The organism is Streptomyces sp. NPDC047971, assembly GCF_040653355.1.
Lineage (GTDB): Bacteria > Actinomycetota > Actinomycetes > Streptomycetales > Streptomycetaceae > Streptomyces.
Genome location: NZ_JBEZNW010000025.1, coordinates 26,384 through 52,688, shown reverse-complemented (window position 1 = coordinate 52,688; position 26,305 = coordinate 26,384). Strand labels below are relative to the sequence as shown.

Genomic DNA, 26,305 nt, shown 5'->3' with positions numbered 1-26,305 from the left:
GGGCGGCGGCCCGTTCAGCCGTCCACCGACTCCGGGCAGGGTGCGAGGGACTCCCGTGTCCGGTGGAGGCGCAGGGCCAGCTGGATGTCGAGGCCCGCGGTGAGGTCCTGCCACTGGGCGCCGAGGAGCTCGGTGATCCGGTCCAGCCGTCGGGAGACGGTGTTGGGGTGGAGGTAGAGGCGGCGCGCTGCCCGGGTGGGACTGCCCGCGGCCGCGTAGTACGCCTCCAGGGTGACCGCGAGATCGGCGGAGCGCCGGGCGTCGAAGTCCAGGACCGGGCCGATCGTCGCCCGGATGAAGCCGTCGACGTCCCGCTCGTGGGAGAGCAGGGTCATCACCGGACCGAGTTGCTGCGCGGACGCCGCCTTGCCGACGGCGCCGAGCGCCGTGAGCGTGCCCAGGCAGCGCACGGACCCGTCGTACGCGGCGGGCAGGGCGCCCGGTCCGCCCGTCACCGGACCCGCGGCGCCCACGGTGGCCGGGCAGCCCGTGCCGCGGGCGAACGCCTCGACGGTCCGGGCCGCTTCGGCGGCGTCCTCGCCCGGCAGCAGCAGGACGAGGTGGTCGTCGATCCTGACCCTCAGGCCCCCGTGGTCGCGGGTGTACGCGGCGGCCCAGGCGAGGGCCCGGTCGGTGAGCCCCGCCACGGGCCTGGCCGCCACCACGACGAACGGTGCCGCGAGGTCGAGGCCGACGGACCGGCCGTGGGCCAGCAGCCGCTGCCCGATCCACTCGCCGCCGACCAGCAGGGCCTCGGCGAGCTCCTCGCGCAGCACGGTCTCCTCGGTGACCGCGCCGGGACGCACCAGCAGCGCCACCGCCTGGCCGCAGAGCCGCAGCAGTCCGGCGTCCTCGGCCGTCGGCGGCTCCGCCCGGTGCAGCACCAGATGACCGAGCCGGTCGTCCGCGCCACGGACCGGGGCGATCCACACCCCGGGCGCGGACTCCACCGGGGCGTCCTTCGCCCGCGCCGCCAGGGCGGCCGCCGTGAACGCCTCCGAGGCCGGGTGCGCCTCGTCGGCACCGCGCCCCACCACCGTGCGGCCCGTCGCGTCCGCGAGCAGCACGCTCCCGCCCAGCAGATCCCCGGCGGTGGCCAGCAACTGCGGCAGCGAACTGCCGTCCAGGGTGCGCTCCATGAGCGCGGCCTGCGCCTCGGCGAGCCGGCGCGCGGAGCGCAGCTCCTCGCCCACCCGGACGGCCTCGGTGCCGCGCGCGGTGGTCTCCGCCCGCAGCTCGTCCAGGAGTCCGGCGTTCTCCAGGGCCGCCCCGGCCATCTCGCCCAGCGTCCCGAGCAGCGCCACCTCCTCGGGCGAGAAGTGGCGGACCGTGCGGTGGCCCGCGTACAGGACCCCGAAGTGGGCGCCGTGGCCCCCGAGGGGGACGGCGATGATCGCGCGCAGCCCCTCCGCCCGTACCACCTCGTCGATGGAGGCGGAGTGGGTGATGCGGGCGTCGGCGAGGTAGTCCTGGGTCCACACGGGTGCGGCCCGCCGGGTGGCCGGGTTGGCGAGCCCCGCGCCGGGCGGCACCACGAAGCCCGGGGTCAGATCGGAGGAGTGGCCGTCGACGGCGTTGACGACGTGGCTCTCGGTCTTCTGGTCGTACAGGCAGAGGTACGCGATGTCGAGGCTGAGCAGCGTCCGCGCCCGTCGGCAGACCAGCCGCAGCAACTCGTCGACGCCGTGGCCGGCGAGGAGCTCGCGGGCCACGTCGAGCAGGGCCGTGCTGCCCATGTCCCGGCGCTGCTGCCGCTCGAACTTCCCCCGTATCTCGCCGGCGAGCTGCCGTGCCCGGTCGGCGGTGGCGCCGTCGCCCTCGGCGGCGTCGGCCGTCGGGGAGGGCGCGACGTGGCGCAGCGGCTCGTCGAAGTGGGCGGCGGGCGCCTCGCGCGCGAGCAGCTCCAGGTATGCAAAGGCGTCGCGGATTGCGGCGACCGGCTCCTCGTCCACGGATCCCCCCACGACGGTGTTCCCTCCATCACTACAGGTCAGGCGGCTTATCGTAGGGAAGTCGGACCGAGGTCACGAATGCGTCTCAACAGGCATGCGGCGACGGTTCCCGGAAATGGCCTGATCGTTTCGCCGCATCCGGTGGGCGAGGGAGAGTGGCGTCCTCTGCCGCCTGGGGCGGCGCCGTTCTTTCCAGCCGAGGTTTCCGTGCGACAGACGCAGAGTTACGAACGATCGCTGGCCCGTAGTGCCGAGTCGCGCACCCGAGCCGACCGCCCTCGGGTCTTCTCGATGCGCGGATACGAGTGGGATCTGCTGGACGAGGTGTTCGCGCCGGTCCACTCCCCCTCCACGGAGACCGCGCTCGACTTCCTGGGCCTCGGCTCCCCCGGCCAGGACGCCCCGGCCCCGCGGCTCGGCGCCTTCCTGGAGATCGGCTGTGGTGCGGGCGTGATCTCCGTGCTCGCCGCGCTCGCGGGCTGCGACCGGGTCGTCGCGGCCGACATCAACCCGAAGGCCGTGCGGAACACCGAACTGAACGCGGCCCGGCACGACATGGCCGAGCGGATGCGGGTCGTGCACAGCGACCTCTTCGAGGCGCTGGACCCCCAGGAACGATTCGACACCGTGTTCTGGAGCTCCAACTACGTCCTCGCGCCCGACGGCTACCGCTACGACAACGACCACGAGCGCGCCTACGTCGACCCCGGCTACGCCGCCCACCGGCGTTTCCTCGCGGAGGCGACGGGCCGCCTGACGCCCGACGGCCGGGCCCTGCTGCACTTCAGCAGCCGGGGGAACCTGCCCCTGCTGCGCGGACTCGCCGAGGAGTGCGGCCGCGAACTGCGGCAGGTGGCCGCGGTGTCCGTGCCCGAAGGGGACGGTCCGGTGGAGCACCTGCTCCTGGAGATCCGGGGCGCCGTCCCGCCCGCGACATGACGGACATCGGGACCACTTGACGGCGTGCCCGCGCCTTCGTTGCCGCATGCGCGACCCCTTCAGGATGCTCGACCGGGCAGCGCGGGCGAGGCGCCACGCCGGTCCCCGCGGACGCCCCGAGACCGAAGGGTTTTCCCGCATGTTCCTGCAACGCATCGGCAACAAGGGCATCCGGCTGGGCACGGTCTTCGACCGGGCCGCCGCGCGCCACCCCGCGAACCCGGTCCACCTCGACCACGACCTGGACATCGCACCCGGCCTGGGGCGTCGGCCGACCCTCACCGAACTCGCCGATCTGATCGACGACTTCGCCTCCCGTCTGTGGGCGGCGCGGGTTCGGCCGGGCCATCGGGTCGCCGTCTTCAAGACGGACAACTTCGACATCTCCCTGCTCGCCTACGCCGTGGCCCGGGTCGGCGGCGTGCCGGTGCTGCTCTCGCCCAAGCTCGACGGCGGGACGGTGGCCCGGCTCCTGGAGCGGCTCGACCGGCCGGTCCTGCTGACCGACGCGGCGAAGCTGGAAGGGGAGCTGCCCCGGGAGGTGTTCGCGCTCGCCGACCGGGTGGTGACGGCGGCCGGCGACTTCCCCGGGGCGGTGGGGCTCGAAGGGCTCGCGGGCGTGGAGCGGGTCGCCCCGGTGACCATGCCGCAGGACGGCCCGGCGCTGATCACCCACACCTCCGGCACGACCGGGCTGCCGAAGCTGGCGGTGCAGACGGGGCTGACGATCCAGGCCCGCTGCCGCCCGCAGTCGGCCGTCCTCGCGGCCGTCGGCCGGCACGAACCGCTCGCCATGCACGTCTCCTTCGCGCACTCCCGGATGATCAGCGGGGTCGCCCTGTTCGCGCTCCGCGGGCATCCCCTGATCGTGCTGCGCGACGACGACCCGGAGTCGGTCGCCGAGCTGTTCGCACGGGTTCCGCCCGGGGTGATCGAGGCCCATCCCAACACCCTGCTCGGCTGGGAGGTCCTCGCGGACCACCCGGCCCGTCCGCTGGCCCGGGTCACCTGCTTCAGCAACACGTTCGACGCCATCCACCCGCGGACCGTCCACACCCTGCTCGCCGCCTCCCGGCGCCGGGCGCCGTACTTCGCCCAGACGTACGGGCAGAGCGAGACCGGTGCCATCGCGGCCCGCACCTACACGCGCCGCCACCGCGAGGGCGCCGGAGGCCGGTGTGTGGGGAGCACCTTCCCCGGTATGACGCGGGTCCGGGTGGTCAGCCGCGACGGGCGGCCGGTGAGCCGCACCTCCCCGGGGCGCATCGAGGTGCGTAGCGGGGGACGGATCCTCACCTATCTGGGCGAGGAGAAGCGGTACGACGAGCAGGTCACGCCGGACGGCTGGTGGCGGATGGGCGATCTCGGCTACCGCACCAAGTACGGCTGTCTGCACCTGCTCGACCGCGAGGTCGACGAGATCCCGGGCATCCCCAGCACGCTGGAGATCGAGGACCGGCTCTTCAGCAGCCTGCCCTCGCTCATCGAGGTCATCATCGTCCCCGGGCCCGACGGCAGGGCGGTACCGGTGGTGTGCACACGGGACGACGAACCGCTGGACCAGGCGCAGTGGCGGCGGGCAGTGGCCGATCTGCCGATGCTCGCCCGGCCGGTGCAGCGCCGGCTCGACGAACTGCCGCACACGGCGACGACGAAGGTGAAGCGGCTGGAGCTGGCCCGGCTGCTGGCGGAGAGCTGACGGTACGGAGGACCGCGTACAGCGGAGAGGGGCATCCGCCGGTCGCGGATGCCCCTCTCGTCGCCTTTCAGGCCGCTTCGGGTACGACCACTTCAGGCCATGTTCGGTGCACCCCCGGATCGGTTCCGCCCGGGACGACGCACTCCACGAGCACCGGCCGGTCGTGCACGGCGTGTGCCCGCTCGACGGCGGCGGCGAGACCGGCCGGATCCGTGCGGCCGAGGGCGGCGCAGCCCATCGCCTCGGCCATGCCGCCGAGATCGGCGAAGGCCCCGTCCTCGTCGCGCAGGACGAGGACCTTGAGAGGCACCTTGTTCAGCGCCGCCGTGACCAGCTCCCGCCCGGTGGCCAGGAAGCAGCCGGGGTCGGTGACCACCCAGACGTTCCGGTCCGGCAGGCCCATCCGGGCGCCCAGGGCGGCCGGCAGGGCGTATCCGGGGGTGCTCCACTGGTGGGAGGCGAGCGGCGATTCCCCGCCCGCCTCCCAGTGCTGGTGGAGTTCGCCGCCGAGGACGTGCAGCGTGTCCGGGCCGGTGGCGCGGGCGAGGGCGGCCAGCGCGCCGCCCACGGGTGTGGCCCGGACGGCCGGGGCGCCCTGGGCCACCGCGGGGGCGGGCCTCGGCCGGACCGGGGCGGGCTGGTCGGGCAGGGCCGGTTGCCGCACGCGCCGCTGGAGCGCGTCCTTGGTGATGTCGACGACGACCGGGCCCGGGTGTTCGCCGCCGGCGATCCGGAAGGCGCTCAGGACGCACTCCGCGATCTCGGCGGGATCGCTGACGAGGTAGCTGTGCCGGGTGACGGGACGGGTCACGCCGCAGAAGTCGACCTCCTGGAAGGCGTCGGTGCCGACGAGTTCCTTGGGCACCTGACCGGTGATCACCACCAGGGGCACGTCGTTGACATGGGCGTCGGCGATGGCGGTGACCAGATTGGTGGCGCCGGGTCCCGAGGTCGCCATGCAGACGCCGACCCGGCCGGTGGCCTGGGCGTATCCGGCGGCGGCATGCCCCGCGCCCTGTTCGTGCCGGACGAGGACGTGCCGGATCGACGGGGCGTCCAGGAGTGCGTCGTACGCGGGGAGGATCGCTCCGCCGGGCATGCCGAAGACGAGGTCCGCTCCGGCGGCCTCCAGGGCGCGCATCAGGCAGTCGGCGCCGGTGATCTCGGGCGCGGGATCGTTCGCGGGGTCGTTCGCGGGGTTCGGTGCCGTGTCCACCACGGAGTTCGGTGCGGAGTCCGGTGCGGAGTCGGGTGCTGCCGTCATCGTCGTGGCCCCCTTCACGAGCGCTTCATGAGGAGGGCTCCGGCGCGGAGCCAGACGAGCGAGGCGAGCGCGAGGATTCCGCCGATCAGGAAGACCAGCCAGACGCCGGTGGGCAGGGCGAGTCCGCCGATGACCGTGCCGAGGCCGATGCCGAGGTAGATGCCGGAGGAGTTGAGCGACACCACCAGGGGTGCCTCCTGCGGGGCGGCGGAGATCAGCCGGTGCTGCTGCGGGGGTGTCTGGCACCAACTGCTCGCTCCCCAGGCCAGGGCGAGCACGCCGACCAGGACGGGAAGGTGGGTCGTCGCGCCGGCGAGCCAGGCCAGGAGGCCGAAGGTGGCGGCCATGACGACGTAGCCGATGGTCAGCACGCGGACGGAGCCGACCCGGTCGGTGGCCTGTCCGGCGGCGAAGTTGCCGACGACGGCGCCGACTCCGTACAGGAAGAGCATCAGCACCACGCCGGACTGCGGCACGCCGACGGCCTTGAGGGTGGGCACGCTGTAGGCGTACGCGGTGTAGCAGGCGGCCATGCCGAGCACCGTCAGCGGCAGCACGCCGACCACCCCGGGCCTGCGCAGGACGGCGAGCCGGGTGGCCAGCGGGACCCGGGGGCCGCCGGGCAGGTGCGGCATGACGAGCAGGACGCCGACCGCGCAGATCAGGCTGAGCGCGGCGACCGCACCGAGCGCGACCCGCCAACTCGTCCACTGCGAGGCGGCGTTGCCGAGCGGGACGCCGAGCGCGGTGGCGATGGTGAGGCCGCCGATGACGACGGCGAGGGCGCGGGCGCGCAGTTCGGGGCGGACCAGGGCGGCGCTGACGGCACCGGCGTTGGGGGTGTACGCGGCGGCGCCGGCCGCCGCGAGGACCCGGCTGACCAGCAGGGTCGGGTAGTCCTGGGCGAGCGCGGAGAGCAGGTTGGCCAGGGCGAGGACGACCAGCGCCGTGACGAGCAGCGTGCGTCGGGGGATGCGCGCGGTGAGGGTGGCGAGGACGGGCGAGAGGATCGCGTAGGCCGCGGCGAAGAGGGTGACGGACTGGCCGGCCGCGGAGGTGGACACGTCCAGCGACTGGGCCATGGAGGGCAGGAAGCCGGCCACGACGAAGGCGTCGGTACCGACGGCGAAGGTGCCGAGCGCGAGGACGAAGGTGGGGCCGAGTCCTCGGCTTCCCTCCTCCTGGTCCGTGACGCTCTTCCGTTCCTTATTCAGGATAGTTTTCATCTCGAATCTCCCGCTGGGAGGGTCAGGGCAGAGTAGGGGGTGAGTCGGCGGCGAGGGCGGCGCGAGGAGCCCACGCCCGTGGTGCTCGCGGGACTCAGGTGGAGACGCGGTCGTAACTCCTGCGGATCCTGCGCGGCGTGGCGGCCGGGGCGGATGCCATCAGATCGGCAAGGGTCTGGCCGGCGAGTTCACGCCGCCATGCCATCTCGGCCCGGCGCATCACGGTGGCGATGCCGCACGGTTGCAGGGACTCGGATGCGGGGATCTCCGCACCGCCCGCCCCCCGCTGTCTCAACTCCGAGCAGCGGAAGAGTTCGTCGCGACCCTCCAGGGCCGAGACGATGTCCATGACGGTGATGGCTTCGGGGGCCTTCGCCAGGCGCACGCCCCCGCGGGGTCCGGAGGTGGAGGTCAGAATCCCCGCCCGGACCAGGCGTTGCAAGCACTTGTTGAGGTACGAGGGCGACAGGTCGAAGACCGCCGCCAGCTTCGCCGACGGCGCCGGCTGCTTCTCGTCGAGCCAGGCCAACGTCAGGCAGCAGTGCAGGCCCCACTCGACGACTTCACCCGTACGCATAATCCTGGAGTCTAACTATCCAGGTTCTGTCGCGCCAGTCAGCCGCGCTCGATCAGCTCCTTGACGCGCCGCACCGTGGCCGTGAGGTCGTCGGCGACCTTGGCCTGCCACTCCGCGAAGAATCGCGCCCGGGTGGGCCCGTCCATTTCCGCGGTGATTCCCCTGATTCCCTCGGTGGGATCCCCCATCCGGAAATGGTGCGTCAGGAGGCTGCCGGATCCCGACGGTTCGACGTCGAATCCCCAGACGCTGTCCTGGCGTTCTCCGGAACTGTTCCGCATCGACCAACGAAACGTCACTCCCGGCTCGGCCGCGACGACTTCGGCCTCCGTGTGCCAGGTGCCCCGCACCACGGGTGCCCAGGCCACGACCTCGGGGCTGCGCTCGTTCTCCCCCCGGAAGACCGAGCCGACCGCACCCGGCTCACCGGACACCCATGTGCCCCCGAGGCATTCCGGGCTCCATTCACCGCTGCGCGGGAGATCACTGACGACGGAATAGACGACAGAAGGATCGGCGGAAATCACGACGGCCGATCGCGCTGCGAGCAGGACACTCGGGGAGTTCTCTGTCTGAGGCATGTCCCGAGCGTCCTCCGGACGGTCGGGACGCGTCAAAAGAACCGCGGACCGGTGTGTCACGTTACGACGCGCCGACGCCGGGCGGGCTCGTGGGCCCGCCCGACCGCCCGGACCGGGCCTCCGTCAGCAGCCGGCTACCCGCAGCAGTCCGGCTCCAGGCCCCTCGGCAGCCGTTCCCCGCCGAAGACCGCCACGGTCGCCTCGTCGCCGCCGAGCGCCGCCACCGCGAGCAGCAGGGAGCCCGCGGTCCAGGTCGTGAGCTCCTCGGGCCACACGGCCTTGTCGCCCTCGAAGACGTACCCCGTCCAGTACATGCCGCCCTCGGCGCGCAGGTGCTGGATCGACTGCAGGATCTCCAGGGCCCGGTCGGACTCCCCCATGGCCCAGAGCGTGAGGGCCAGTTCGCAGCTCTCGCCGCCGGTGACCCACGGGTTGGGCAGCACGCAGCGCACGCCGAGTCCCGGGACCACGAACTCGTCCCAGCGCGCGTCGATGCGGGCCTGCGCGGCCGCGCCCGTCACCGCACCGCCGAGGACCGGGTAGTACCAGTCCATCGAGTAGCGGGACTTGTCGAGGAAGCGCTCGGGGTGGTTGCGGATCGCGTGGCCGAGCGCGCCTGCGGCGAGCTCCCAGTCGGGCTGGGGCTCCTCACGGGCCTCGGCGATGGCGAGCGCGCAGCGCAGGGCGTGGTGGATGGAGGAGCTTCCGGTGAGGAGCGCGTCGCCCACCGGTATGCCGTCCTCCTCGCGCTTCCAGCCGATCTGCCCGCCGGACTGCTGCAGGCCGAGCACGAACTCGACGGCGGCGTAGACGACCGGCCACATCCGGTCGAGGAAGGCGTCGTCGCCGGTCGCGAGGTGGTGGTGCCAGACGCCGACGGCGACGTAGGCGACGAAGTTGGTCTCGCGGCCGCGGTCGGTGACGTCCCGGTGGTCGCCGTCCTGGTAGGCCGCGTACCAGGAGCCGTCGGCGTTCTGGTGGCGGGCCAGCCACTCGTAGGCACGGGCCGCGGCGGCGTGCTCGCCCGCGGTGTCCAGGGCCATGGCGGCCTCGGTGTGGTCCCACGGGTCGAGGTGGTGGCCCCGGAACCACGGGATCGCGCCGTCCTCGCGCTGGACGGCGAGAATCCCGGCGACGGTCTCGGCGGCCTGCTCGGCGGTGAGGACCCCGGGCAGGAGCAGGTGCTCCGCGATCTGCTCCGGGCTGCTCACGCCTCGGCCTTCGGCAGGTGGGGCTTGGTCGCGTAGGCCACGAAGCTCTTGCCCACGACCGGGTTGAGCAGTTGCTCGGCGACCCGGGTGAGGGCGGGCTTCTTCATGATGTCCCAGACCAGGAGCTTGTGGTACGCCCGCACCGGCAGCGCCTTGTCGTTGTCCACGCCGAAGGCGCACTTCAGCCACCAGTACGGCGAGTGCAGCGCGTGCGCGTGGTGGGTGCCGTACGGCTTGAGACCGGCCTGGCGCATCTTGGCCAGCAGTTCGTCCGCCTTGTAGATGCGGATGTGGCCGCCCTCGACCTCGTGGTACGCGTCGGAGAGCGCCCAGCAGACCTTCTCGGGGCCATAGCGCGGGACGGTGACGGCGATCCGGCCGCCGGGCTTCAGGACCCGGACCATCTCGGCGAGGACACCCTTGTCGTCCGGGATGTGCTCCATGACCTCGGAGATGATCACGACGTCGAAGGACTCGTCGGGGAACGGCAGGTTCAGCGCGTCGCCCTCCATCGCGGTGGCGGTCGCGCCGGCCGGGGCCTCGCCGGCCTCCTTCATCGCCGCGAACCACTTGGCGACCTCGCGGATCTCCTCGCCGTTCTGGTCGAGAGCCACGACCTGGGCACCGCGCCGGTAGCACTCGAAGGCGTGCCTGCCCGCACCACAGCCCAGGTCGAGCACGCGGTCGCCGGGGGCGAGCGGGAATCGGGTGAAGTCGACGGTCAGCACGGGGTCCTGCTTTCGGTATTGACGGGGGGCTGTGGGCAGGCGTTCCGCGGGGCGACGGCGGTCCCCCCGGCTCCGGCGGAGCCGAGGGCGCGGGGGACGGTGGGCACGACCCGGCCGGCGGGCCGTGCCGGGCGCACACGGCGAGGCGTCACCGGGCGCCTCCGCGCACCCCGGCACCCTGTGCGGCGATCGCCTCGCGGTACAACTCCGCCGTGCCCTGGGCGGCCTTGGCCCAGGTGAACCTGGACAGCACGCGCTCGCGTCCTGCCGCGCCGAGGCGCGCGCGGAGCTCCGCGTCGCCCAAGACCCGGCCGAGCGCGGCCGCCAGGGCGCCCGCGTCGCCGGGCGGCACGGCCAGGCAGGTCTCGCCGTCGGGGCCGGCGACCTCGGGGATCGCGCCGCCGGTGGTGGCGACGAGTGGGGTCCCGGTGGCCATGGCCTCGGCGGCCGGCAGCGAGAACCCCTCGTACAGGGAGGGCACGCAGGAGACCTGGGCGGAGCGGACGAGGTCCACGAGCTCGGCGTCCGAGATCCCCTTGACGAACTCGACGGCGCCCTCGAGTCCGTACCGCTCGATGGCCTGCGCGACCGGTCCGTCCTCGGCACGCCTGCCGACGACGACGAGGTGTGCGGCCGGGTTCTCGGTGCGGACCTTGGCGAGGGCCTCGACGAGGTGGACGAGGCCCTTGAGCGGGACGTCGGCGCTGGACGTGGTGACGATCCGGCCGGGGACCTCGGCCACCGACGGGTCGGGGGACCACAGGTCGGTGTCGGCACCGATGTGGACGACCCGGATGCGGTCGTCGCGTACGCCGAGGTGCTCGACGATCTCCTGCCGGGAGGTGCCGGAGACGGTCAGCACGGACGGCATGCGGCGGGCGACCCGCTTCTGCATCCGGGTGAAGGCGTACCAGCGGCGGACCGAGGCGCGGCGCTTCCAGTCGGCGGCGGCGTCGAGTTCGAGCTGCCGGTCGACGGTGATGGGGTGGTGGATCGTGGTGACGAGCGGGGCGCCGAGCGCACGGGGGCCGCCGAGGAGCCCGTACCCGAGGGTCTGGTTGTCGTGGACGACGTCGAAGTCACCGCGGCGCGCGGCGAGCATCCGCCGGGCGCGCAGGGAGAAGGTGAGGGGCTCCGGGAAGCCGCCGGTCCACATCGTCCCGACCTCGAGGGCGTCGATCCAGTCGCGGTACTCGTCCCGCTTCGGCGTGCGGAACGGGTCCGGGGACCGGTAGAGGTCGAGGCTGGCGATCTCGGTGAGGGGCACGCCCTCGTCGAGGGTGGGGTACGGCTGCGAGCCGATGACCTCGACGTGGTGGCCGAGCCGGGCGAGCTCACGGGACAGGTGCCGGACATAGACGCCCTGACCGCCGCAGAACGGGTTCCCCTTGTACGTGAGGAGAGCGATCCGCAACATGGGGGTCCCCCCTGGTCGAGCGGAGCCGGAAGCCTGGGGGACGTCACCGCCGACGGGAGCCTCTGGGGCGGCGCCCCGGCGGGGGCCTGCTTCTATGGCCTCAGCGGTCACTCGCTGCCCCCTTCGAGCTTGCGTTTCGCGGGAGCGTAACCGCTCGCGCTAATCTAGAACAAGTTGCAGACTTGATCGTTCTTGATCGTTCAAGGAGCACAGAATCTACCGGCAGGTAGCCCCGCTGTAAGAGCCGGATCAGGTGATTCGCGCCACGGCCGGAGCCCCGCCATACTGTCGCTCCCCCACCGCACGGAACGGGACCTCATGACGTCGGATGACAGACCCGCCTCGCCACCCCTGACAGAGCGCCAGGAGGCACGTCGTCGCCGCATCCTGCATGCCAGCGCGCAGCTCGCCGGGCGGGGCGGATTCGACGCCGTGCAGATGCGTGAGGTCGCCGAGGCCGCCGGCGTGGCGCTCGGCACCCTGTACCGCTACTTCCCGTCCAAGATCCATCTGCTGGTCGCGACCATGCAGGACCAGCTCCAGCACCTGCACACCACCCTGCGGAAGCGTCCGCCGGCGGGCGAGAACTCGGCGGAACGGGTCGCGGAGACGCTGATGCGGGCGTTCCGGGCGCTCCAGCGGGAGCCGCAGTTGGCGGATGCGATGGTACGGGCGCTCACGTTCGCGGACCGGAGCGTGAGCCCCGAGGTGGACACGGTCTCGCGGCTGACGACGGCGATCATCCTGGACGCGATGGGACTGGAGCACCCCACGCCGCAGCAGCTGTCGGCGGTGCGGGTGATCGAGCACACCTGGCACTCGGCGCTGATCACCTGGCTGTCGGGGCGGGCGTCCATCGCCCAGGTGAAGATCGACATCGAGACGGTCTGCCGGCTGATCGACCTGACCGCGCCGGACGCGCCCGTGGCCGGGCGGCCGGTGGCCGCCGCTCCCACCGCGTCCGCGGCCCCCGAGGGCCGCGGGACGGCGTGAGCGAGGCGTTACGGCTTCTTGTTCTTCTCCAGATCGGCCTTGAAGAGGGCCTCGCACGTCGCGGTGTTGTTCGTGCCGATGAACATCACGATCGAGAAGCCCGCGGCGCCGTGGTTGCTGGCCTTGACCGACCACGTGCCCTTGTTCAGCGTCTTGATGGTCGAGCCGGCCTGCTCCGTGCCCTGGCCTTCCGTCCAGCCGCCGCCGGCCAGCGTCTTCACCGTGGCGTCGTAGGACTTCTTCGGGTCGGCGACCTTCTTGGTGTCGGCCGTCCAGGAGACCATGCAGTCCTTGAGCTCGGCCGGCACGTCCTCGCCCGAGGCGTCCTGGGCGAAGCCCGCCGCCGTGGCGGCGGCCTCGATCTCCTTCTCCACCGCGGCCGCGTCCGGGCTGTCGCCGCCGCCCGCCTCCGAACCCCCGGTGGTGGAACCGGAGGTGCTGGAGGACGAGCCGCCCTTGTTCTTGCCCGAGCCGCCCTCGCCACCGCAGCCCGCGACCAGCAGCACCGCACCGACTGCCGCGGCAACACACTTCGCCTTGCGCACAACTCTCCCAATCCTGGGCGCACGACGGCCTGTTGCCCCCGTGCCCGGTGGAGAAGTTTTGCACACGGGAACGGTCGGGCGAAGCAACTCCGGCCCGCGCCGCTACTCGTCGGTGCTCAACATCAGCTTCCAGTCCGCCTCGGTGAACCCGTTCATGCAGGCGTCCTCCGCCGCCTGGAAGGACAGCATCTCCAGCGCTCCGGTGGTGTGGCGGCCCATCAGCGTCCAGCCGGACCTCTTGAGCGTGACGTTGACGATGACGTCCTGCCCGACCTTCTCCTCGCGCGGGTCCCCCGCCGCCTGCCAGCCGCGCTCCTTCAGCTGAGTCAGCGTGGCGTCGAACTTCGCCCGGGGATCGCCGCCTTCGCCGAGGCCCCGGCCGCCCTCCGTCCAATGGGCCATGCACGCAGCGGCACGCGCCTTGAGCCTGTCCTTCTCCGAGACGTCGGCGGGCGTGGGGGTCGGGAGCGGCTGGGGCCGTCCGGAAGCCGGCAGACCGGCGGCGGAGGTGGCCGCGTCGATGTCGGCCTGCACCGCGGCCCTGTCGAATCCCTTCCCCTTGACCGGAGAGGACGCCGACGCGGAGGACCCGGGCGGCCCGGCGTCCTCCGCGTCGGCGCAGCCCGTCGCGGACAGCGCCAGAATCGCCGCCGCCCCGAAGACGGTCACCCGCCAGGTCCTTCGCATGTGCCCCACCCCTGTCGTCCGTGTGCCGGAGGAGTGTCACACGAGCCCGGGAGATCGAAAACCTCATTCCTCGGGCGGGAAGACCGGCTCCCCGCCGTCGAGGAGGGTGATCAGGATGGCCTCCACCGGGCATCCCTCGGCCGCCGCGAGCACCTTCTCGTTCGCGTCCGACTCCGGTTCGCGCGGGTGGGACTGACGGGCGGTGTCGAGGCGGAAGCCGTCCGGGGCGTGGTTCACGCACATGCCGGAGCCGATGCAGACCCCGCGGTCGACCTCCACGTGCCAGCGGTCGCCCATCAGGCGCCACCCTGCCCCTCGTAGCCGGCCGGCAGGTGGATCATCTTGTGCTCCAGGTACTCGCCGAAGCCCTCCGGGCCGAACTCCCGCCCCAGGCCGGAGTTCTTGTAGCCGCCGAACGGCCCCAGCATGTCCAGGCTGAAGGTGTTCACGTTGAACGTGCCCGTCCGCACCTGCCGCGCGAACTCGATGCCGTGCTCCACGTCCCCGGTCCAGACGCTGCCGCTGAGCCCGTAGTCGGAGTCGTTCGCGATGCGGAGCGCCTCGTTCTCGTCCCCGTACGGGAGGAGACAGATGACCGGCCCGAAGATCTCCTCGCGGGCGATCCGCATCGTGTTGTCGACGCCCCCGAAGAGGGTCGGCTCCACGTACCAGCCGCGGTCGAGGCCGGCCGGACGGCCGCCGCCGGCGAGGACCTTGGCCCCCTCCTCCTGGCCGATCCCGATGTAGTCGAGCGAGCGCTGCTGCTGCCTCCTGGCCACCAGGGGGCCGACCTGGGTCGCCGGGTCGAGCGGATCGCCCACCACGAGCGCCCCGGCGGCCGCGGCGAACGCCTCGGCGATCTCCTCGTACCGGCTGCGCGGGGCGAGGATGCGGGTCTGCGCGACGCACGCCTGGCCGTTGTTCATCCAGGCGGCCGGGACGATCCCGGCGACCGCCGTCGCCACGTCCGCGTCGGGCAGGATCACGGCCGCGGACTTGCCGCCCAGTTCGAGGGTGACGCGGGTGAGGTTGCGGGAGGCGACCTCCATCACGCGCTTTCCGGCCGCGACGGATCCGGTGAAGGAGACCTTGTCGACGCCCGGGTGCCCCACCAGGTACTCGCTGACCTCCCGGTCGGCGGGCAGGATCGACAGGACGCCCTCGGGCAGCCCGGCCTCGCTCGCGATCTCGGCGAGGATGTACGAGTCCAGCGGGGACTCGGGGGACGGCTTGAGGACCACGGTGCAGCCCGCGAGGAGCGCGGGTCCGAGCTTGGCGGCGGCGGTGAACTGCGGGACGTTCCACGGCACGACCGCCGCGACCACGCCCACCGGCTCGCGCCGCACGAGGATCGGCCCCAGGACGCCGGCGCGCTGGGTCTCGTACGGGTAGTCACGGGCGACGGTGATGGCCGCGTCCCACACCATCATCGCGCCGAGCGCCTGGGCGAGGACGCTCCAGGAGTACGGGGAGCCGTTCTGCGCGCTGATCGAGCGGGCGATCTCCTCGTGGCGTACGGCGATGGCGTCCTTGATCCGGGTGACGACCTCGATCCGCTCCTCGACGCTCATGCGGGGCCAGGGGCCGCGGTCGAAGGCCGCGCGGGCGGCGGCGACGGCCCGGTCGACGTCCGCCTCGGAGGCGTGCGGCACCCGGCCGATGACCTCCTCGGTGTGGGGCGATATCACCTGGATGACGTCGGCGCCGAGCGGATCGGTCAACTCCCCGCCGATGAACAGCTTTCCGTGCTCCACAAGCTCGGTCATGACCGACTGCCTCCCGGAACCCGCGATGTTTCTGACTGTGTATCAGAACTGATATCAGTTCTAGTTATCGTGGGCAATGCTCAGGACGAGATGGGCCCCACCAGCCGCTTTGCCGCTGGTGGGGCCCCACCCGGTCGATCGCCGGGGTCAGTCGCCCCAGGCGTCCCAGCCCCAGTCGCCCCGGTGGTCGCGATCGCCTCGATCGTCGCGAGAGGTCTCGGCCTGCAGGGCCGCGCGCGTCAGCGGTCCGTAGACGCCGCGCTCCTCGGGGATGTCGCGGGCCTCCTGGAAGCGGATCAGAGCCACCTCCAGGGACGTGCCGAACACGCCGTCGACCGACCCCAGGTACAGATGGAGCTGCCGCAGGCGACGTTGCAGGTCGTCGACCCGCGGGCCGGTGCTGCCCAGCCGGACGACGTCCGCGTCCGACGTCCGTCCGGTCGTCGTGGAGCCGCCCGTCGCGGCGGGAACGGGTCGCCGCGTGGCGGGGGGCGCGGTCGGGGTGCGGTGCGTGGACGTGCCCGTCGGGGCGCGCGGGCCGGAAGGCGCGGGTGAGGCCGCCGGAGCGACGGTCGCCGTCGAGGGAGGCCGGGGGGACACCAGGGTGATGGCCGGCGGCTCGGCGTCCGGGGTGGCGCTGGGCGGCGGGAGGTCGGGCATCACGAGGGACAGGCTGTCCGGGCGCGTCCGGTCCAGCCCCGACGTGAGACCGACGGTCAGCCCGATTCCCGCGGCGAGTGCGCCCGACAGGAGCAGGGGGAGCGCGAGGCCGGCCCCGCCCTCGCGCCCGTACGTCGGGGCGGCCCGCCGCGCCCGCGACCCCTTCCGTGCGCGCCGGGGCTTTCCCGCCCCGTGGCGTGCGCGCGGCCCGGGGTCCGCGGGGGTGCGGGGCGGTGGCGGCGTGCCGTCGAAGAGCTCGACGTCCTGCGCGCGGGCCCCTTGGCCCGGACCGCCGGGCCGCGCGACCTTCCCGAAGACGAGGTCGTCCTGCGCGGGACGCGACTCCGGCCCAGGGGCGCTGGAGGCGACTGCTGCGGTCAGGGCAGTCCTGTTGCGCATTCGGGTGCTCCAGGTGTGGAGAAGCTGTGGATGGTGTGACGGGCCGAGGAGCTTCGGTCGGAAGCTGGGGAGACTTTGACCGGCATTCAAGTCGACCGTCAACTGTGGTCGCATCACGAGAAAACGGGTCAGTCGCGACGTTGATTCTTAAACAACCCTTAATAAGTGACGCACCTCACTCTCCTGCGGGCCGCGGACCGCGGACCGCGGACCGTCCAGACCCTCACGTCACCGCCCAGGCAGGGCAGTTGCCCGACTCCCGCGATTCGGGGGCACCGGGTGGGGGCGCCGGCGGCGGCCCGACGGCGACCCCCGGCGACGGGCGGCGAGGGAGCCGCGCGACGGCCGGACTCCGCGGCCCGCGGAAGGGTGAAGGGGCGCCCGCGCACGCTACTCTGACGATCCGTCAGTTCTCGTTATAGTGAGGCGATGGCCGAGCAGGTCCCCGCCGTCACGGAGAGATGAGGGCCCATGAGCCAGGTGACCGAACACGGCGGAGGCGTCTGGTCGATCCAGGTCCCCATCCCCGACAACCCCCTCGGCCACACCCTGGTCCACGTCCTCGACACCGACCGCGGCCCCGTGCTGATCGACACCGGCTGGGACGACCCCGCCTCCTGGACCGAACTGTCCGACGGCCTCACCGCGTTGGGCACCTCCGTACGGGACGTCCACGGGGTGGTCATCACCCACCACCACCCCGACCACCACGGCCTGTCGGGACAGGTCCGCGAGGCGTCCGGCGCGTGGATCGCGATGCACGCCGCCGACACCGCCGTCGTCCGCCGCACCCGCGATGCGGAGCCGGCCACCTGGCTCGGGTACCTCGCCCGCAAACTCACCGCCGTCGGCGCCCCCGAGGAACACATAGCCCCGCTCCTCGCCGCCCGCTCCGGCGGCCGGACCAGGACGCTGCCCGGACTCGGCTCGGCACTCCCCGACCGCGAGATCGTCCCCGGTGAACTCCTCGACCTCGCCGGCCGGCGGCTGCGTGCGATCTGGACCCCCGGCCACACCCCCGGCCATGTCTGCCTCCATCTGGAGGAGGAGCACCCCGCCCGGCTGCCCGGCCGCGGCAGGCTCTTCTCCGGCGACCATCTGCTGCCCGGGATCTCCCCGCACATCGGCCTGTACGAGGACCCTGACGACTCCACCGTCACCGACCCGCTGGGCGACTACCTGGACTCGCTGGAGCGGATCGGAAGGCTCGGCGTCGCCGAGGTGCTCCCCGCCCACCAGTACGCCTTCGCGGACGCGGAAGGCCGGGTACGGGAGCTGCTCGCCCACCACGAGGAGCGGCTGACCGGCCTCCTCGACCTGCTGGCGACCCCGCTCACGCCGTGGCAGCTCGCCGAGCGCATGGAGTGGAACAGGCCCTGGGAGCAGATCCCGTACGGCTCCAGGAACATCGCGGTCAGTGAGGCCGAGGCCCATGTGCGGCGCCTGGTGAAGCTGGGCCGGGCGGAGGCCGTGGCGGGCACCGACCCGGTGACGTACGTGGCGGTCTGACGGACCCCCGCGCCGACGGGCCCGGTCCCCGGCGATCCGGAGGCGGGACACCACGAGGTCACGTGAGCGCGCCGTCGGCATGGGACGGCCCCCGGCACCCGGGTGCGGGCCGTGTGTGAGGCGCCTCGCACCCACCGACCGCACGGCGTACGGGCCGGTAGAGTGTGCGAGTCGTCATCATGCCCGTACGGGGGGAAGCCGGTGCAATTCCGGCACTGACCCGCAACCGTGAACCGTCGCTCCGAACCGTCGACGGTGAGTCGGAATGCCCCGTCGGGACATGACCGCCGGCACCGTCGAGGAATACGGAGCCGAGCCTGGTGCCTTCAGCGTGCCGGTGCCCGGCCGCAGGAGAGGCCAGCACGCATGTCCACCGTCCGCCGCGGCGCCGCCGCGTTCGCCACCGCCGCGGTGCTCTGCGCCGCACTGGCCCCCGCCGCGTCCGCCGCGCCCTCTCCGACCCCCACGCCGGCACCGGCGATCCCCGCCGGTCTCTACGGCACGAAGGACCCGACGTACGACGGTGTCTGGCGTCAGTCGCTCGCCTTCATCGCCCAGCGGATCAGTGAGGTGCAGCCCTCGGAGCAGGCCGTGACCTGGCTGAAGGGGCAGCAGTGCGAGAGCGGCGCGTTCTCCTCGTACCGGCCGGACCCCGCCAAGCCGTGCACCCCGGCCACCATGCTGGACACCAACGCCACGGCCGTCGCCCTGCACGCGCTCGCCGCCGTGCAGAAGCAGAGCGCCGACCCCGAGGCGGTGTCCAAGGCCGTCAAGGCGGGCTCCGGCTGGCTGAAGGGCGTCCAGAACAAGGACGGCGGCTGGGGCTACAACCCCGGCAGCCCCAGCGACGCCAACTCGACCTCCATCGTGGTCAGCGCGCTCGCCGCCCTGGGCGACAAGCCCGGCGAGGTGGCGTCGGCCGAGGGCCGGACCCCGTACGACGCGCTGCTCACCTTCGCGACCCCCTGCTCCACCAAGGACGGCAAGGGCGCCTTCGCGTACCAGCCGGACAAGGACGGGAAGCTCCTCGCCAACGCCGACGCCACCGCGGCCGCGACCATCGCCGGGCTCGGCAAGGGCATCACCGCCGGCGGTGTGAAGCCCGAGCAGTCCCCCACCTGCAAGGACCTGCCGAAGCCCACCGCCGAGCGGGCCGCGCTCAACGGCGCCTCCTACCTGGCGGGGGCGCTCGCCAAGACCGGTCACCTGAACACCCCGCCGATGCCCGGCGCCACCGACCCGACCGAGCTGCCCGACTTCGGCAACACGGCCGACGCCGTCGTCGCGCTCGCCGCGACCGGTGCCACCAAGGAGGCGGCCGGGGCGCTGACCTGGCTGCAGCAGAACTCCGCGGGCTGGGCCGAGGAGAACGGGCCGGCCGCCTGGGCGCAGCTGGTGTTCGCCGCCAACGCGATGGGCGCCGACCCGCGCGCCTTCGGCTCGACCGACCTCGTCGCGAAGCTGAACGCCACCGGCCCCGCTCCGCTGAGCACGCCGTCCGCGAGCGCCTCCCCGAGCGAGCAGGACGGGGACTCCGGCTCCTTCGACCTGTGGTGGATCATCGGCATCGGCATGGTGGTCGGCGTCGGGATCGGCTTCCTGCTGAGCGGGCGCAAGAAGTGACGACACCCCCGCGACGGAGGCCCCGGCTCCTCGGCGCCGTGGCCGGCCGCCCGGGCCGCCGCGCGGCCGGTGTCGTGGCGGGCGCGGCGACCGGTGTCGTCCTGACGCTGGCCGCCGCCGCTCCCGCGCAGGCAGCGGGGTACCGGTACTGGTCGTTCTGGGAGAGCGACGGCGGCGGGACGTGGACGTACGCGACGCAGGGCCCGGCGACCGCCCGGCCCGGTGACGGGGACGCGATCGGCTTCCGCTTCGCCCTCAGCAGCGACACCAGTGACGCCTCCCGACCCTCCGCCGCCCCCTCCTTCACGACGGTCTGCGCCGGTGTCGGGGAGAAGGCGGACACCAAGCGGGTCGCCGTCGTCGTCGACTTCGGCGGCGCCGAGGACGCCCCGCCCGGCGAGACGCCTCCGGCCCAGCGGCTGAAGACCGGCTGCGCGCAGGTCAGGGAGAGCGCGACGGCCGCGGAGGCGCTGGCCGCCGTGGTCAAGCCGCTTCGGTACGACAGCGCGGCCCTGCTCTGCGGGATCGCCGGCTATCCGGCGAAGGGCTGCGGCGAACAGGTGGCGGAGACGTCGGCGCCCGAGCCGACGCCCACCACGCGTCCCACGGCGTCCGCCGCCCCGGAGGCCGACGGTGACGGCGGTCCCTCCGCCGGCATCGTCGTGGGCGGGGCCGCCGTGCTCGCGCTCGGCGGCGCAGCGGTCTGGAAGGCACGCCGCCGCGCATGATCCGTGCCCCCGAGGCGAACCGCTCCAACGCCCTGCACGCCGGCGCCTGGTGGATCTGGGCGCTGGGGCTGGCCGTGGCCGCCTCCCGTACCACCAATGTGCTGCTGCTCGGCATGATCGTCGCGGTCGCGGGCTACGTCGTCGCGGCCCGCCGCACGGACGCCCCCTGGGCACGCTCGTACGGCGCCTTCGTGAAGCTGGGCCTGTTCGTGGTGGCCCTGCGGGTGGTGTTCTCGATCGTGCTCGGCTCGGCGATCCCGGGGACGGTCGAGCTGTTCACGCTGCCCGAGGTGCCGATGCCGGAGTGGGCGCAGGGCGTGCGGATCGGTGGCCGGGTGACGGCCGAGCAGGTCGTCTTCGCGGTCTACGACGGGGCGAAGCTGGCGACCCTGCTGATCTGCGTGGGCGCGGCGAACGCGCTCGCCAATCCGGCGCGGCTGCTCAAGTCGCTGCCGGGCGCGCTGTACGAGGCGGGGGTCGCCGTCGTCGTGGCGATGACCTTCGCGCCGAACATGGTCGCGGACGTGGTGCGGTTGCGGACGGCCCGGCGGCTGCGGGGGCGTCCGACGGGCGGGGTGCGGGCGGTGCTCCAGATCGGGCTGCCGGTCCTGGAGGGCGCGCTGGAGCGGTCGATCGCGGTGGCGGCCTCGATGGACGCGCGCGGATACGGGCGCACGGCGCGGGTGCCGGTGGCCGTGCGGCGGACGACGAACGTGCTGACGCTGGGCGGGCTGCTCGGCGTGTGCGCCGGTTCGTACGGTCTGCTGGCCGCGCAGGGGGCGGGGTACGGGCTGCCGCTGGTCGTCGCCGGCCTCGTCGCGGCCATGGCCGGGCTCCGGCTCGGCGGCCTGCGGGCGGTGCGGACCCGGTACCGGCCGGACCGGTGGGGGGTCCGGGCGTGGCTGGTCGCCGGATCGGGGGTGGCGGTGGCGGCGCTGATGATCTGGGCGAACGTCTACGCGTACGAGGCGCTGCACCCCGGCGTCGTGCCGCTCGTGGCGCCGGAGCTTCCGCTGTGGCCCGCCGTGTCGTTGCTGGTGGGCCTGGTGCCCGCGTTCGTGGCCCCCGTGCCCGTCTCCAAGGAGTCGTCGTGATCCGGTTCGAGAACGTCTCGGTGAGGTACGGGGACGAGGCGGAGCCCACGCTGCGGGACCTGGACCTGACGGTCCCGGAGGGCGAACTGGTCCTGCTGGTCGGCCCGTCCGGGGTCGGCAAGTCGACGCTGCTGAGCGCGGTGTCGGGGCTCGTCCCGCACTTCACGGGCGGGACGCTGTCCGGACGCGTCACGGTCGCGGGCCGGGACACCCGGACGCACCGGCCCCGCGAACTGGCGGACGTCGTCGGCACCGTGGGCCAGGACCCGCTCGCGCACTTCGTCACGGACACGGTCGAGGACGAGCTGGCGTACGGGATGGAGTCCCTGGGCCTCGCGCCCGGGGTGATGCGGCGCCGGGTGGAGGAGACCCTGGACCTGCTGGGCCTCGCGGAGCTCCGTGACCGGCCGATCGCCACGCTCTCCGGCGGCCAGCAGCAGCGGGTGGCGATCGGCTCCGTGCTGACCCCGCATCCCGAGGTCCTGGTCCTCGACGAGCCGACGTCCGCGCTGGACCCGGCCGCCGCGGAGGACGTCCTGGCGGTGCTCCAGCGACTGGTGCACGACCTGGGCACGACGGTCCTCCTCGCGGAGCACCGCCTGGAGCGGGTGGTGCAGTACGCGGACCAGGTGATCCTCCTGCCCGAGGGCCTGATGGGCCCGCCGGCCGAGATCATGTCGGTCTCACCGGTTCATCCGCCGGTCGTGGCACTGGGCCGGCTGGCGGGCTGGAAGCCGCTTCCCCTGACGGTCCGCGACGCCCGCCGCGTGGCGGGTGACCTGCGCGAACGCCTGGAGAACCGGTATCCGCGGACGGCCTCCGCGGAGCCTGGCGGCGACGCCCCCGCGGAGCCGACCGGGCTTCGTCGGCCCGCGGTGGAGCCGCTCGTGGACGGTCCGGAGGCGGGGAAGCCCGCCGCGCGGCGTTCCGCGGGCGGCCGGGGCGGGGGTGTCTCCCGGTTCTGGCGGCGCGACACCGCCGTCCGGGCCCCGGCCTTCGACCACCTCGTCGACGTCGCCGCCCTCGGTGTCCGGCGCGGGCGCGTCGAGGCGCTTCGCCGGGTGGATCTGCGGGTCGGGGCCGGCGAGACCGTCGCGCTCATGGGGCGCAACGGCGCCGGCAAGTCCACCCTGCTCAACACGCTCGTCGGCACCGTCGCCGCCACCTCGGGAACCGTCCTCGTCTCCGGCCGCGTGCCCCACCGGACCGACCCCCGCGAGCTGATCCGGCAGGTGGGGCTCGTACCGCAGGAGCCGCGCGATCTGCTGTACGCCGACACCGTCGGCGCCGAATGCTCGGCCGCCGACTCCGACGCGGGCGCCGCGCCCGGCACGTGCCGCGACCTGGTCTCCGAGCTGCTGCCGGGGGTCGCGGACGACACCCATCCGCGCGACCTGTCGGAAGGCCAGCGCCTCGCGCTCGCGCTGGCCGTCGTGCTCACCGGACGCCCCCCGCTCCTGCTCCTCGACGAGCCGACCCGGGGTCTCGACTACGCGGCCAAGGCCCGTCTCGTCGCGCATCTGCGCGGCCTCGCGGCCGACGGCCACGCCATCGTGCTGGCCACGCACGACGTGGAGCTCGCCGCCGAGCTGGCCCACCGGGTGGTGATCCTGGCGGGCGGCGAGGTCGTCGCGGACGGCCCGACGGCCGAGGTGGTCGTCTCCTCCCCCGCCTTCTCCCCCCAGGTCGCCAAGATCCTCGCCCCGCGGCCGTGGCTCACGGTCGAGCAGGTCAGGGGGGCGCTGTGAGCGGCAGAGGTCCCGTCCGGCTCGGGCCCCGCTCGGTCGCCGCGCTCGTCCTGGTCTCCCTCATCGGTCTCGTCGCCATCGGCTGGCCCCTCGTCGCGGACGCCTCCTCGGCCGTGACGACACATGCCGCCGACGCCCCCTGGTTCTTCGCCGCCCTCCTCCCCCTGCTGATCGCGGTCGTGGTCGCCACGATCGCCGACTGCGGGATGGACGCGAAGGCGGTGGCGATGCTGGGTGTGCTGGCCGCCGTGGGCGCGGCGCTGCGCCCGCTCGGGGCGGGGACGGCGGGCCTGGAGCCGATGTTCTTCCTGATGGTGCTGAGCGGCCGCGTGCTGGGACCGGGTTTCGGCTTCGTGCTCGGCGCGGTGACGATGTTCGCGTCCGCCCTGCTCACCGGCGGTGTGGGCCCGTGGATGCCGGTCCAGATGCTGGCGATGGGCTGGTTCACGATGGGTGCGGGCCTGCTGCCGGAGAGGGTTCGGGGCCGGGCCGAGCTGCTGATGCTGTCGGCGTACGGGTTCCTGGCGGCGTTCGCGTACGGCACCGTCACCAATCTGTACGGCTGGGTCACCGTCGGCGGCCTGGGGACGGGGATCTCCTTCGTGCCCGGCGACCCGGTCGACGAGAACCTGGTCCGTTTCCTCGCGTACGTCCTCGCCACGTCCCTCGGGTGGGACCTCGGCCGGGCCGTCCTCACGGTGGTGCTCACGCTGACCGTCGGCCGGACGCTCCTCAAGGCGCTGCGGAGGGCCACCAGGCGGGCGAACTTCGAGGCCCAGGTCACATTCGAGGCCCCGGAAGGGCCCCCTCGGGGTGAGGCGCCCCACAGGACCTACGTCACGTACGAAGGAACATAGGAGAGGGTCCAGACCCTCCCAAATCACCCCATAGCCCGCCTTGAGCTGCGAAAACCCCAGAGACCCGGCTCCGGGACGTTCGGCGCGAGTCCGAGCCCGGGTCGTACCGGGGGTCGTTGCGTCGGCGTACCGGCCCTGGTTGTCTGGTGGACGTCGCCAGGCAGCAGCGCTCAGCGCAGCGCCTCGGACAGGCCGATTCCCCACCGGATCCGGATTCCCCGGGCTCTGGTTCCGGCTTGCCGAAAACGCCCGGCGCAGCCCATGTCCCCGACGTTAGGTCGCTTCGTGTTCCGCTCCCTCGCCACCCGTGCCAACTCCCGCAAGAAGACCCTGGCCGTCTCCGCAGCCGTGCTGCTGGGTGCCTCGGGCGCGGTTCTGGGCACGACGGCTTCGGCCTCGGCCGCTCCCAGCGACGCCAAGACGATCGCCAAGCAGATCGTTCCGGCTTCGCAGTTCGCGTCGTTCAGCAAGATCGTGGAGCACGAGTCCGGCTGGAACCCCTCCGCCACCAACGCCTCCAGCGGCGCCTACGGTCTGGTCCAGGCCCTGCCGGCCTCGAAGATGTCTTCGGCCGGTTCCGACTGGAAGACCAACCCGGCCACCCAGATCAAGTGGGGCCTGGACTACATGAACGACCGCTACGGCAGCCCGAACGGCGCCTGGGCGTTCTGGCAGGCCAACGGCTGGTACTAAGAGTCACCAGCCGGCCATCGGCCGCCCGCGTCTTCGCAAGGCCCCGCCCTCCGCACGGAGGGGCGGGGCCTGCGGCGTTTCGGGCACGGCTCGGGCGACCGGATCCCCGCCCCGCAGCCGTTCGTTCCGCGCTACAGCCGCTGGATGATCGTGCCCGTGGCCAGCGCCCCGCCCGCGCACATCGTGATGAGCGCGAACTCCTTGTCCGTACGTTCCAGTTCGTGCAGCGCGGTGGTGATCAGCCGCGCCCCGGTCGCACCGACGGGATGACCGAGCGCGATGGCACCGCCGTTGACGTTGACCTTGTCGAGGTCCTGGTCGAAGACCTGGGCCCAGCTGAGGACCACCGAGGCGAAGGCCTCGTTGATCTCGACGAGGTCGATGTCCCTGAGGGACATCCCCGCCTTGCCGAGGACGGCTCGGGTGGCGTCGATCGGCCCGTCCAGATGGAAGTGCGGATCGGAGCCGACGAGAGCCTGGGCGACGATCCGGGCGCGCGGCCTGAGTTTCAGCGCGCGGGCCATCCGCTTGGAGGCCCACATCAGAGCGCAGGCGCCGTCGGAGATCTGCGAGGAGTTTCCGGCGGTGTGGACGGCCGTCGGCATGACCGGCTTGAGCCGGGCGAGCGCCTCCATGCTGGTGTCGCGCAGCCCCTCGTCGCGGTCGACGAGCCGCCACATGCCCTGCCCGGCGGCCTGCTCCTCCTCGGTGGTCGGGACCTGGACGGCGAAGGTCTCGCGCTTGAACCGCTCCTCGGACCAGGCGATCGCGGCCCGTTCCTGGGAGAGCAGCCCGAGGGAGTCGACCCTTTCGCGCGTCAGGCCACGGTGCCTGGCGATGCGCTCGGCGGCCTCGAACTGGTTGGGCAGGTCGACGTTCCACTCGTCCGGCCAGGGCTTCCCGGGCCCGTGCTTGGACCCCGAGCCGAGCGGGACGCGCGACATGGCCTCGACACCGCAGCTGATGCCGATGTCGATGACGCCCGAGGCGATCATGTTGGCGACCATGTGGCTCGCCTGCTGCGAGGAGCCGCACTGACAGTCGACGGTGGTGGCGGCGGTCTCGTAGGGAAGGCCCATGGTGAGCCAGGCGTTGCGCGCGGGGTTCATGGACTGTTCGCCGGCGTGGGTGACGGTGCCGCCGACGATCTGCTCGACGCAGTCGGCGTGGATGCCGGTGCGCCCGAGGAGTTCGCGATAGGTCTCGCCCAGGAGATAGGCGGGGTGCAGATTGGCGAGCGCGCCTCCGCGCTTGCCGATGGGGGTGCGTACTGCTTCGACGATGACGGGTTCCGCGGCCATGAGCTCGTCCTCTCCTCGCCCGGCGGGGTGTCCCGGCACTCCGCGACGGGGGCGGTACGGGTAACTAGTACGCGTTCTAGTTCTGACTGAAGTCTTATGACTGCTACC

24 protein-coding genes and 1 riboswitch are annotated in these 26,305 nt (G+C 73.0%); of the genes, 10 read left to right on the top strand and 14 right to left on the bottom strand.

Features of this window, described 5'->3' with window-relative positions:
• Positions 1-14: 14 nt before the first annotated feature.
• Positions 15-1,964, bottom strand: a complete 1,950-nt coding sequence (locus AB0D99_RS22925) for a helix-turn-helix domain-containing protein (protein WP_362365122.1) — start codon at positions 1,962-1,964, stop codon at positions 15-17.
• Positions 1,965-2,243: 279 nt separating this feature from the next.
• Here AB0D99_RS22925 and AB0D99_RS22920 point away from each other — a divergent pair, with 279 nt between their 5' ends.
• Both AB0D99_RS22920 and AB0D99_RS22915 read left to right on the top strand, forming a co-directional pair.
• Positions 2,244-2,891, top strand: coding sequence for a 50S ribosomal protein L11 methyltransferase (locus AB0D99_RS22920; RefSeq protein ID WP_362365119.1), 648 nt, complete (start codon positions 2,244-2,246; stop codon positions 2,889-2,891).
• 139 nt (positions 2,892-3,030) lie between these two features.
• Complete coding sequence (locus AB0D99_RS22915; RefSeq protein ID WP_362365116.1) at positions 3,031-4,590, top strand: class I adenylate-forming enzyme family protein; 1,560 nt, start codon at positions 3,031-3,033, stop codon at positions 4,588-4,590.
• Between the two features lie 67 nt (positions 4,591-4,657).
• Here the strand turns inward: AB0D99_RS22915 and AB0D99_RS22910 are convergent, their stop codons facing one another.
• The 7 genes from AB0D99_RS22910 to AB0D99_RS22880 form a co-directional block, all read right to left on the bottom strand.
• A complete protein-coding gene (locus tag AB0D99_RS22910) occupies positions 4,658-5,854 on the bottom strand; it encodes a thiamine pyrophosphate-binding protein (protein WP_362365112.1) in 1,197 nt (398 codons plus the stop codon).
• A gap of 14 nt (positions 5,855-5,868) precedes the next feature.
• The gene (locus AB0D99_RS22905; protein WP_362365109.1) at positions 5,869-7,080 is read right to left on the bottom strand and encodes an MFS transporter; all 1,212 of its coding nucleotides are present in this window, start codon (positions 7,078-7,080) and stop codon (positions 5,869-5,871) included.
• A gap of 94 nt (positions 7,081-7,174) precedes the next feature.
• A complete protein-coding gene (locus AB0D99_RS22900; RefSeq protein ID WP_362365106.1) occupies positions 7,175-7,657 on the bottom strand; it encodes an Rrf2 family transcriptional regulator in 483 nt (160 codons plus the stop codon).
• Between the two features lie 38 nt (positions 7,658-7,695).
• Positions 7,696-8,238, bottom strand: coding sequence for an SRPBCC family protein (locus tag AB0D99_RS22895; protein WP_362365103.1), 543 nt, complete (start codon positions 8,236-8,238; stop codon positions 7,696-7,698).
• A gap of 134 nt (positions 8,239-8,372) precedes the next feature.
• Positions 8,373-9,449, bottom strand: a complete 1,077-nt coding sequence (locus AB0D99_RS22890; RefSeq protein ID WP_362365100.1) for a prenyltransferase — start codon at positions 9,447-9,449, stop codon at positions 8,373-8,375.
• Complete coding sequence (locus AB0D99_RS22885) at positions 9,446-10,177, bottom strand: class I SAM-dependent methyltransferase (protein WP_362365097.1); 732 nt, start codon at positions 10,175-10,177, stop codon at positions 9,446-9,448. Before AB0D99_RS22885 ends, AB0D99_RS22890 begins: the two co-directional genes overlap by 4 nt.
• Before the next feature lie 148 nt (positions 10,178-10,325).
• Positions 10,326-11,594, bottom strand: coding sequence for a glycosyltransferase family 4 protein (locus tag AB0D99_RS22880; protein ID WP_362365094.1), 1,269 nt, complete (start codon positions 11,592-11,594; stop codon positions 10,326-10,328).
• A 318-nt stretch (positions 11,595-11,912) separates the two neighbouring features.
• Here AB0D99_RS22880 and AB0D99_RS22875 point away from each other — a divergent pair, with 318 nt between their 5' ends.
• Positions 11,913-12,587: a TetR family transcriptional regulator gene (locus AB0D99_RS22875; protein ID WP_362365091.1), complete on the top strand. Its 675-nt coding sequence runs from the start codon at positions 11,913-11,915 to the stop codon at positions 12,585-12,587.
• Between the two features lie 8 nt (positions 12,588-12,595).
• Here the strand turns inward: AB0D99_RS22875 and AB0D99_RS22870 are convergent, their stop codons facing one another.
• The 5 genes from AB0D99_RS22870 to AB0D99_RS22850 form a co-directional block, all read right to left on the bottom strand.
• Positions 12,596-13,093 (bottom strand): hypothetical protein, encoded by a 498-nt coding sequence (locus tag AB0D99_RS22870; protein WP_362365088.1) that lies wholly within the window; start codon positions 13,091-13,093, stop codon positions 12,596-12,598.
• A 141-nt stretch (positions 13,094-13,234) separates the two neighbouring features.
• Positions 13,235-13,819 carry a hypothetical protein gene (locus tag AB0D99_RS22865; protein WP_362365085.1) on the bottom strand — a complete coding sequence of 195 codons (585 nt, stop codon included), beginning with the start codon at positions 13,817-13,819 and terminating at the stop codon, positions 13,235-13,237.
• Positions 13,820-13,882: 63 nt separating this feature from the next.
• Positions 13,883-14,116: a ferredoxin gene (locus AB0D99_RS22860; RefSeq protein ID WP_329121100.1), complete on the bottom strand. Its 234-nt coding sequence runs from the start codon at positions 14,114-14,116 to the stop codon at positions 13,883-13,885.
• The gene (locus AB0D99_RS22855; protein ID WP_362365080.1) at positions 14,116-15,585 is read right to left on the bottom strand and encodes an aldehyde dehydrogenase; all 1,470 of its coding nucleotides are present in this window, start codon (positions 15,583-15,585) and stop codon (positions 14,116-14,118) included. Before AB0D99_RS22855 ends, AB0D99_RS22860 begins: the two co-directional genes overlap by 1 nt.
• A gap of 147 nt (positions 15,586-15,732) precedes the next feature.
• Positions 15,733-16,644 carry a peptidoglycan-binding protein gene (locus tag AB0D99_RS22850; RefSeq protein WP_362365077.1) on the bottom strand — a complete coding sequence of 304 codons (912 nt, stop codon included), beginning with the start codon at positions 16,642-16,644 and terminating at the stop codon, positions 15,733-15,735.
• Between the two features lie 471 nt (positions 16,645-17,115).
• Here AB0D99_RS22850 and AB0D99_RS22845 point away from each other — a divergent pair, with 471 nt between their 5' ends.
• The 7 genes from AB0D99_RS22845 (at position 17,116) to AB0D99_RS22815 (ending at position 24,896) form a co-directional block, all read left to right on the top strand.
• A complete protein-coding gene (locus AB0D99_RS22845) occupies positions 17,116-18,153 on the top strand; it encodes an MBL fold metallo-hydrolase (RefSeq protein WP_362365074.1) in 1,038 nt (345 codons plus the stop codon).
• A gap of 191 nt (positions 18,154-18,344) precedes the next feature.
• A riboswitch (cobalamin riboswitch) is annotated at positions 18,345-18,424 on the top strand.
• Between the two features lie 95 nt (positions 18,425-18,519).
• Entirely contained in the window at positions 18,520-19,776 is a 1,257-nt protein-coding gene (locus AB0D99_RS22840) for a prenyltransferase/squalene oxidase repeat-containing protein (protein ID WP_362365071.1), read from the top strand.
• A 74-nt stretch (positions 19,777-19,850) separates the two neighbouring features.
• On the top strand, positions 19,851-20,504 hold the full coding sequence (locus AB0D99_RS22835) for an SCO2322 family protein (RefSeq protein WP_362365277.1): 654 nt from the start codon (positions 19,851-19,853) through the stop codon (positions 20,502-20,504).
• Positions 20,501-21,598 (top strand): energy-coupling factor transporter transmembrane protein EcfT, encoded by a 1,098-nt coding sequence (locus AB0D99_RS22830; RefSeq protein ID WP_362365068.1) that lies wholly within the window; start codon positions 20,501-20,503, stop codon positions 21,596-21,598. Before AB0D99_RS22835 ends, AB0D99_RS22830 begins: the two co-directional genes overlap by 4 nt.
• The gene (locus tag AB0D99_RS22825; RefSeq protein WP_362365065.1) at positions 21,595-23,346 is read left to right on the top strand and encodes an ATP-binding cassette domain-containing protein; all 1,752 of its coding nucleotides are present in this window, start codon (positions 21,595-21,597) and stop codon (positions 23,344-23,346) included. The genes AB0D99_RS22830 and AB0D99_RS22825 overlap by 4 nt, the downstream gene beginning before the upstream one ends.
• On the top strand, positions 23,343-24,203 hold the full coding sequence (locus tag AB0D99_RS22820) for an ECF transporter S component (protein ID WP_362365062.1): 861 nt from the start codon (positions 23,343-23,345) through the stop codon (positions 24,201-24,203). Before AB0D99_RS22825 ends, AB0D99_RS22820 begins: the two co-directional genes overlap by 4 nt.
• 285 nt (positions 24,204-24,488) lie before the next feature.
• The gene (locus AB0D99_RS22815; RefSeq protein WP_362365059.1) at positions 24,489-24,896 is read left to right on the top strand and encodes a transglycosylase SLT domain-containing protein; all 408 of its coding nucleotides are present in this window, start codon (positions 24,489-24,491) and stop codon (positions 24,894-24,896) included.
• 131 nt (positions 24,897-25,027) lie between these two features.
• Here the strand turns inward: AB0D99_RS22815 and AB0D99_RS22810 are convergent, their stop codons facing one another.
• Positions 25,028-26,197 (bottom strand): steroid 3-ketoacyl-CoA thiolase, encoded by a 1,170-nt coding sequence (locus AB0D99_RS22810; RefSeq protein ID WP_362365056.1) that lies wholly within the window; start codon positions 26,195-26,197, stop codon positions 25,028-25,030.
• Positions 26,198-26,305 lie beyond the last annotated feature (108 nt).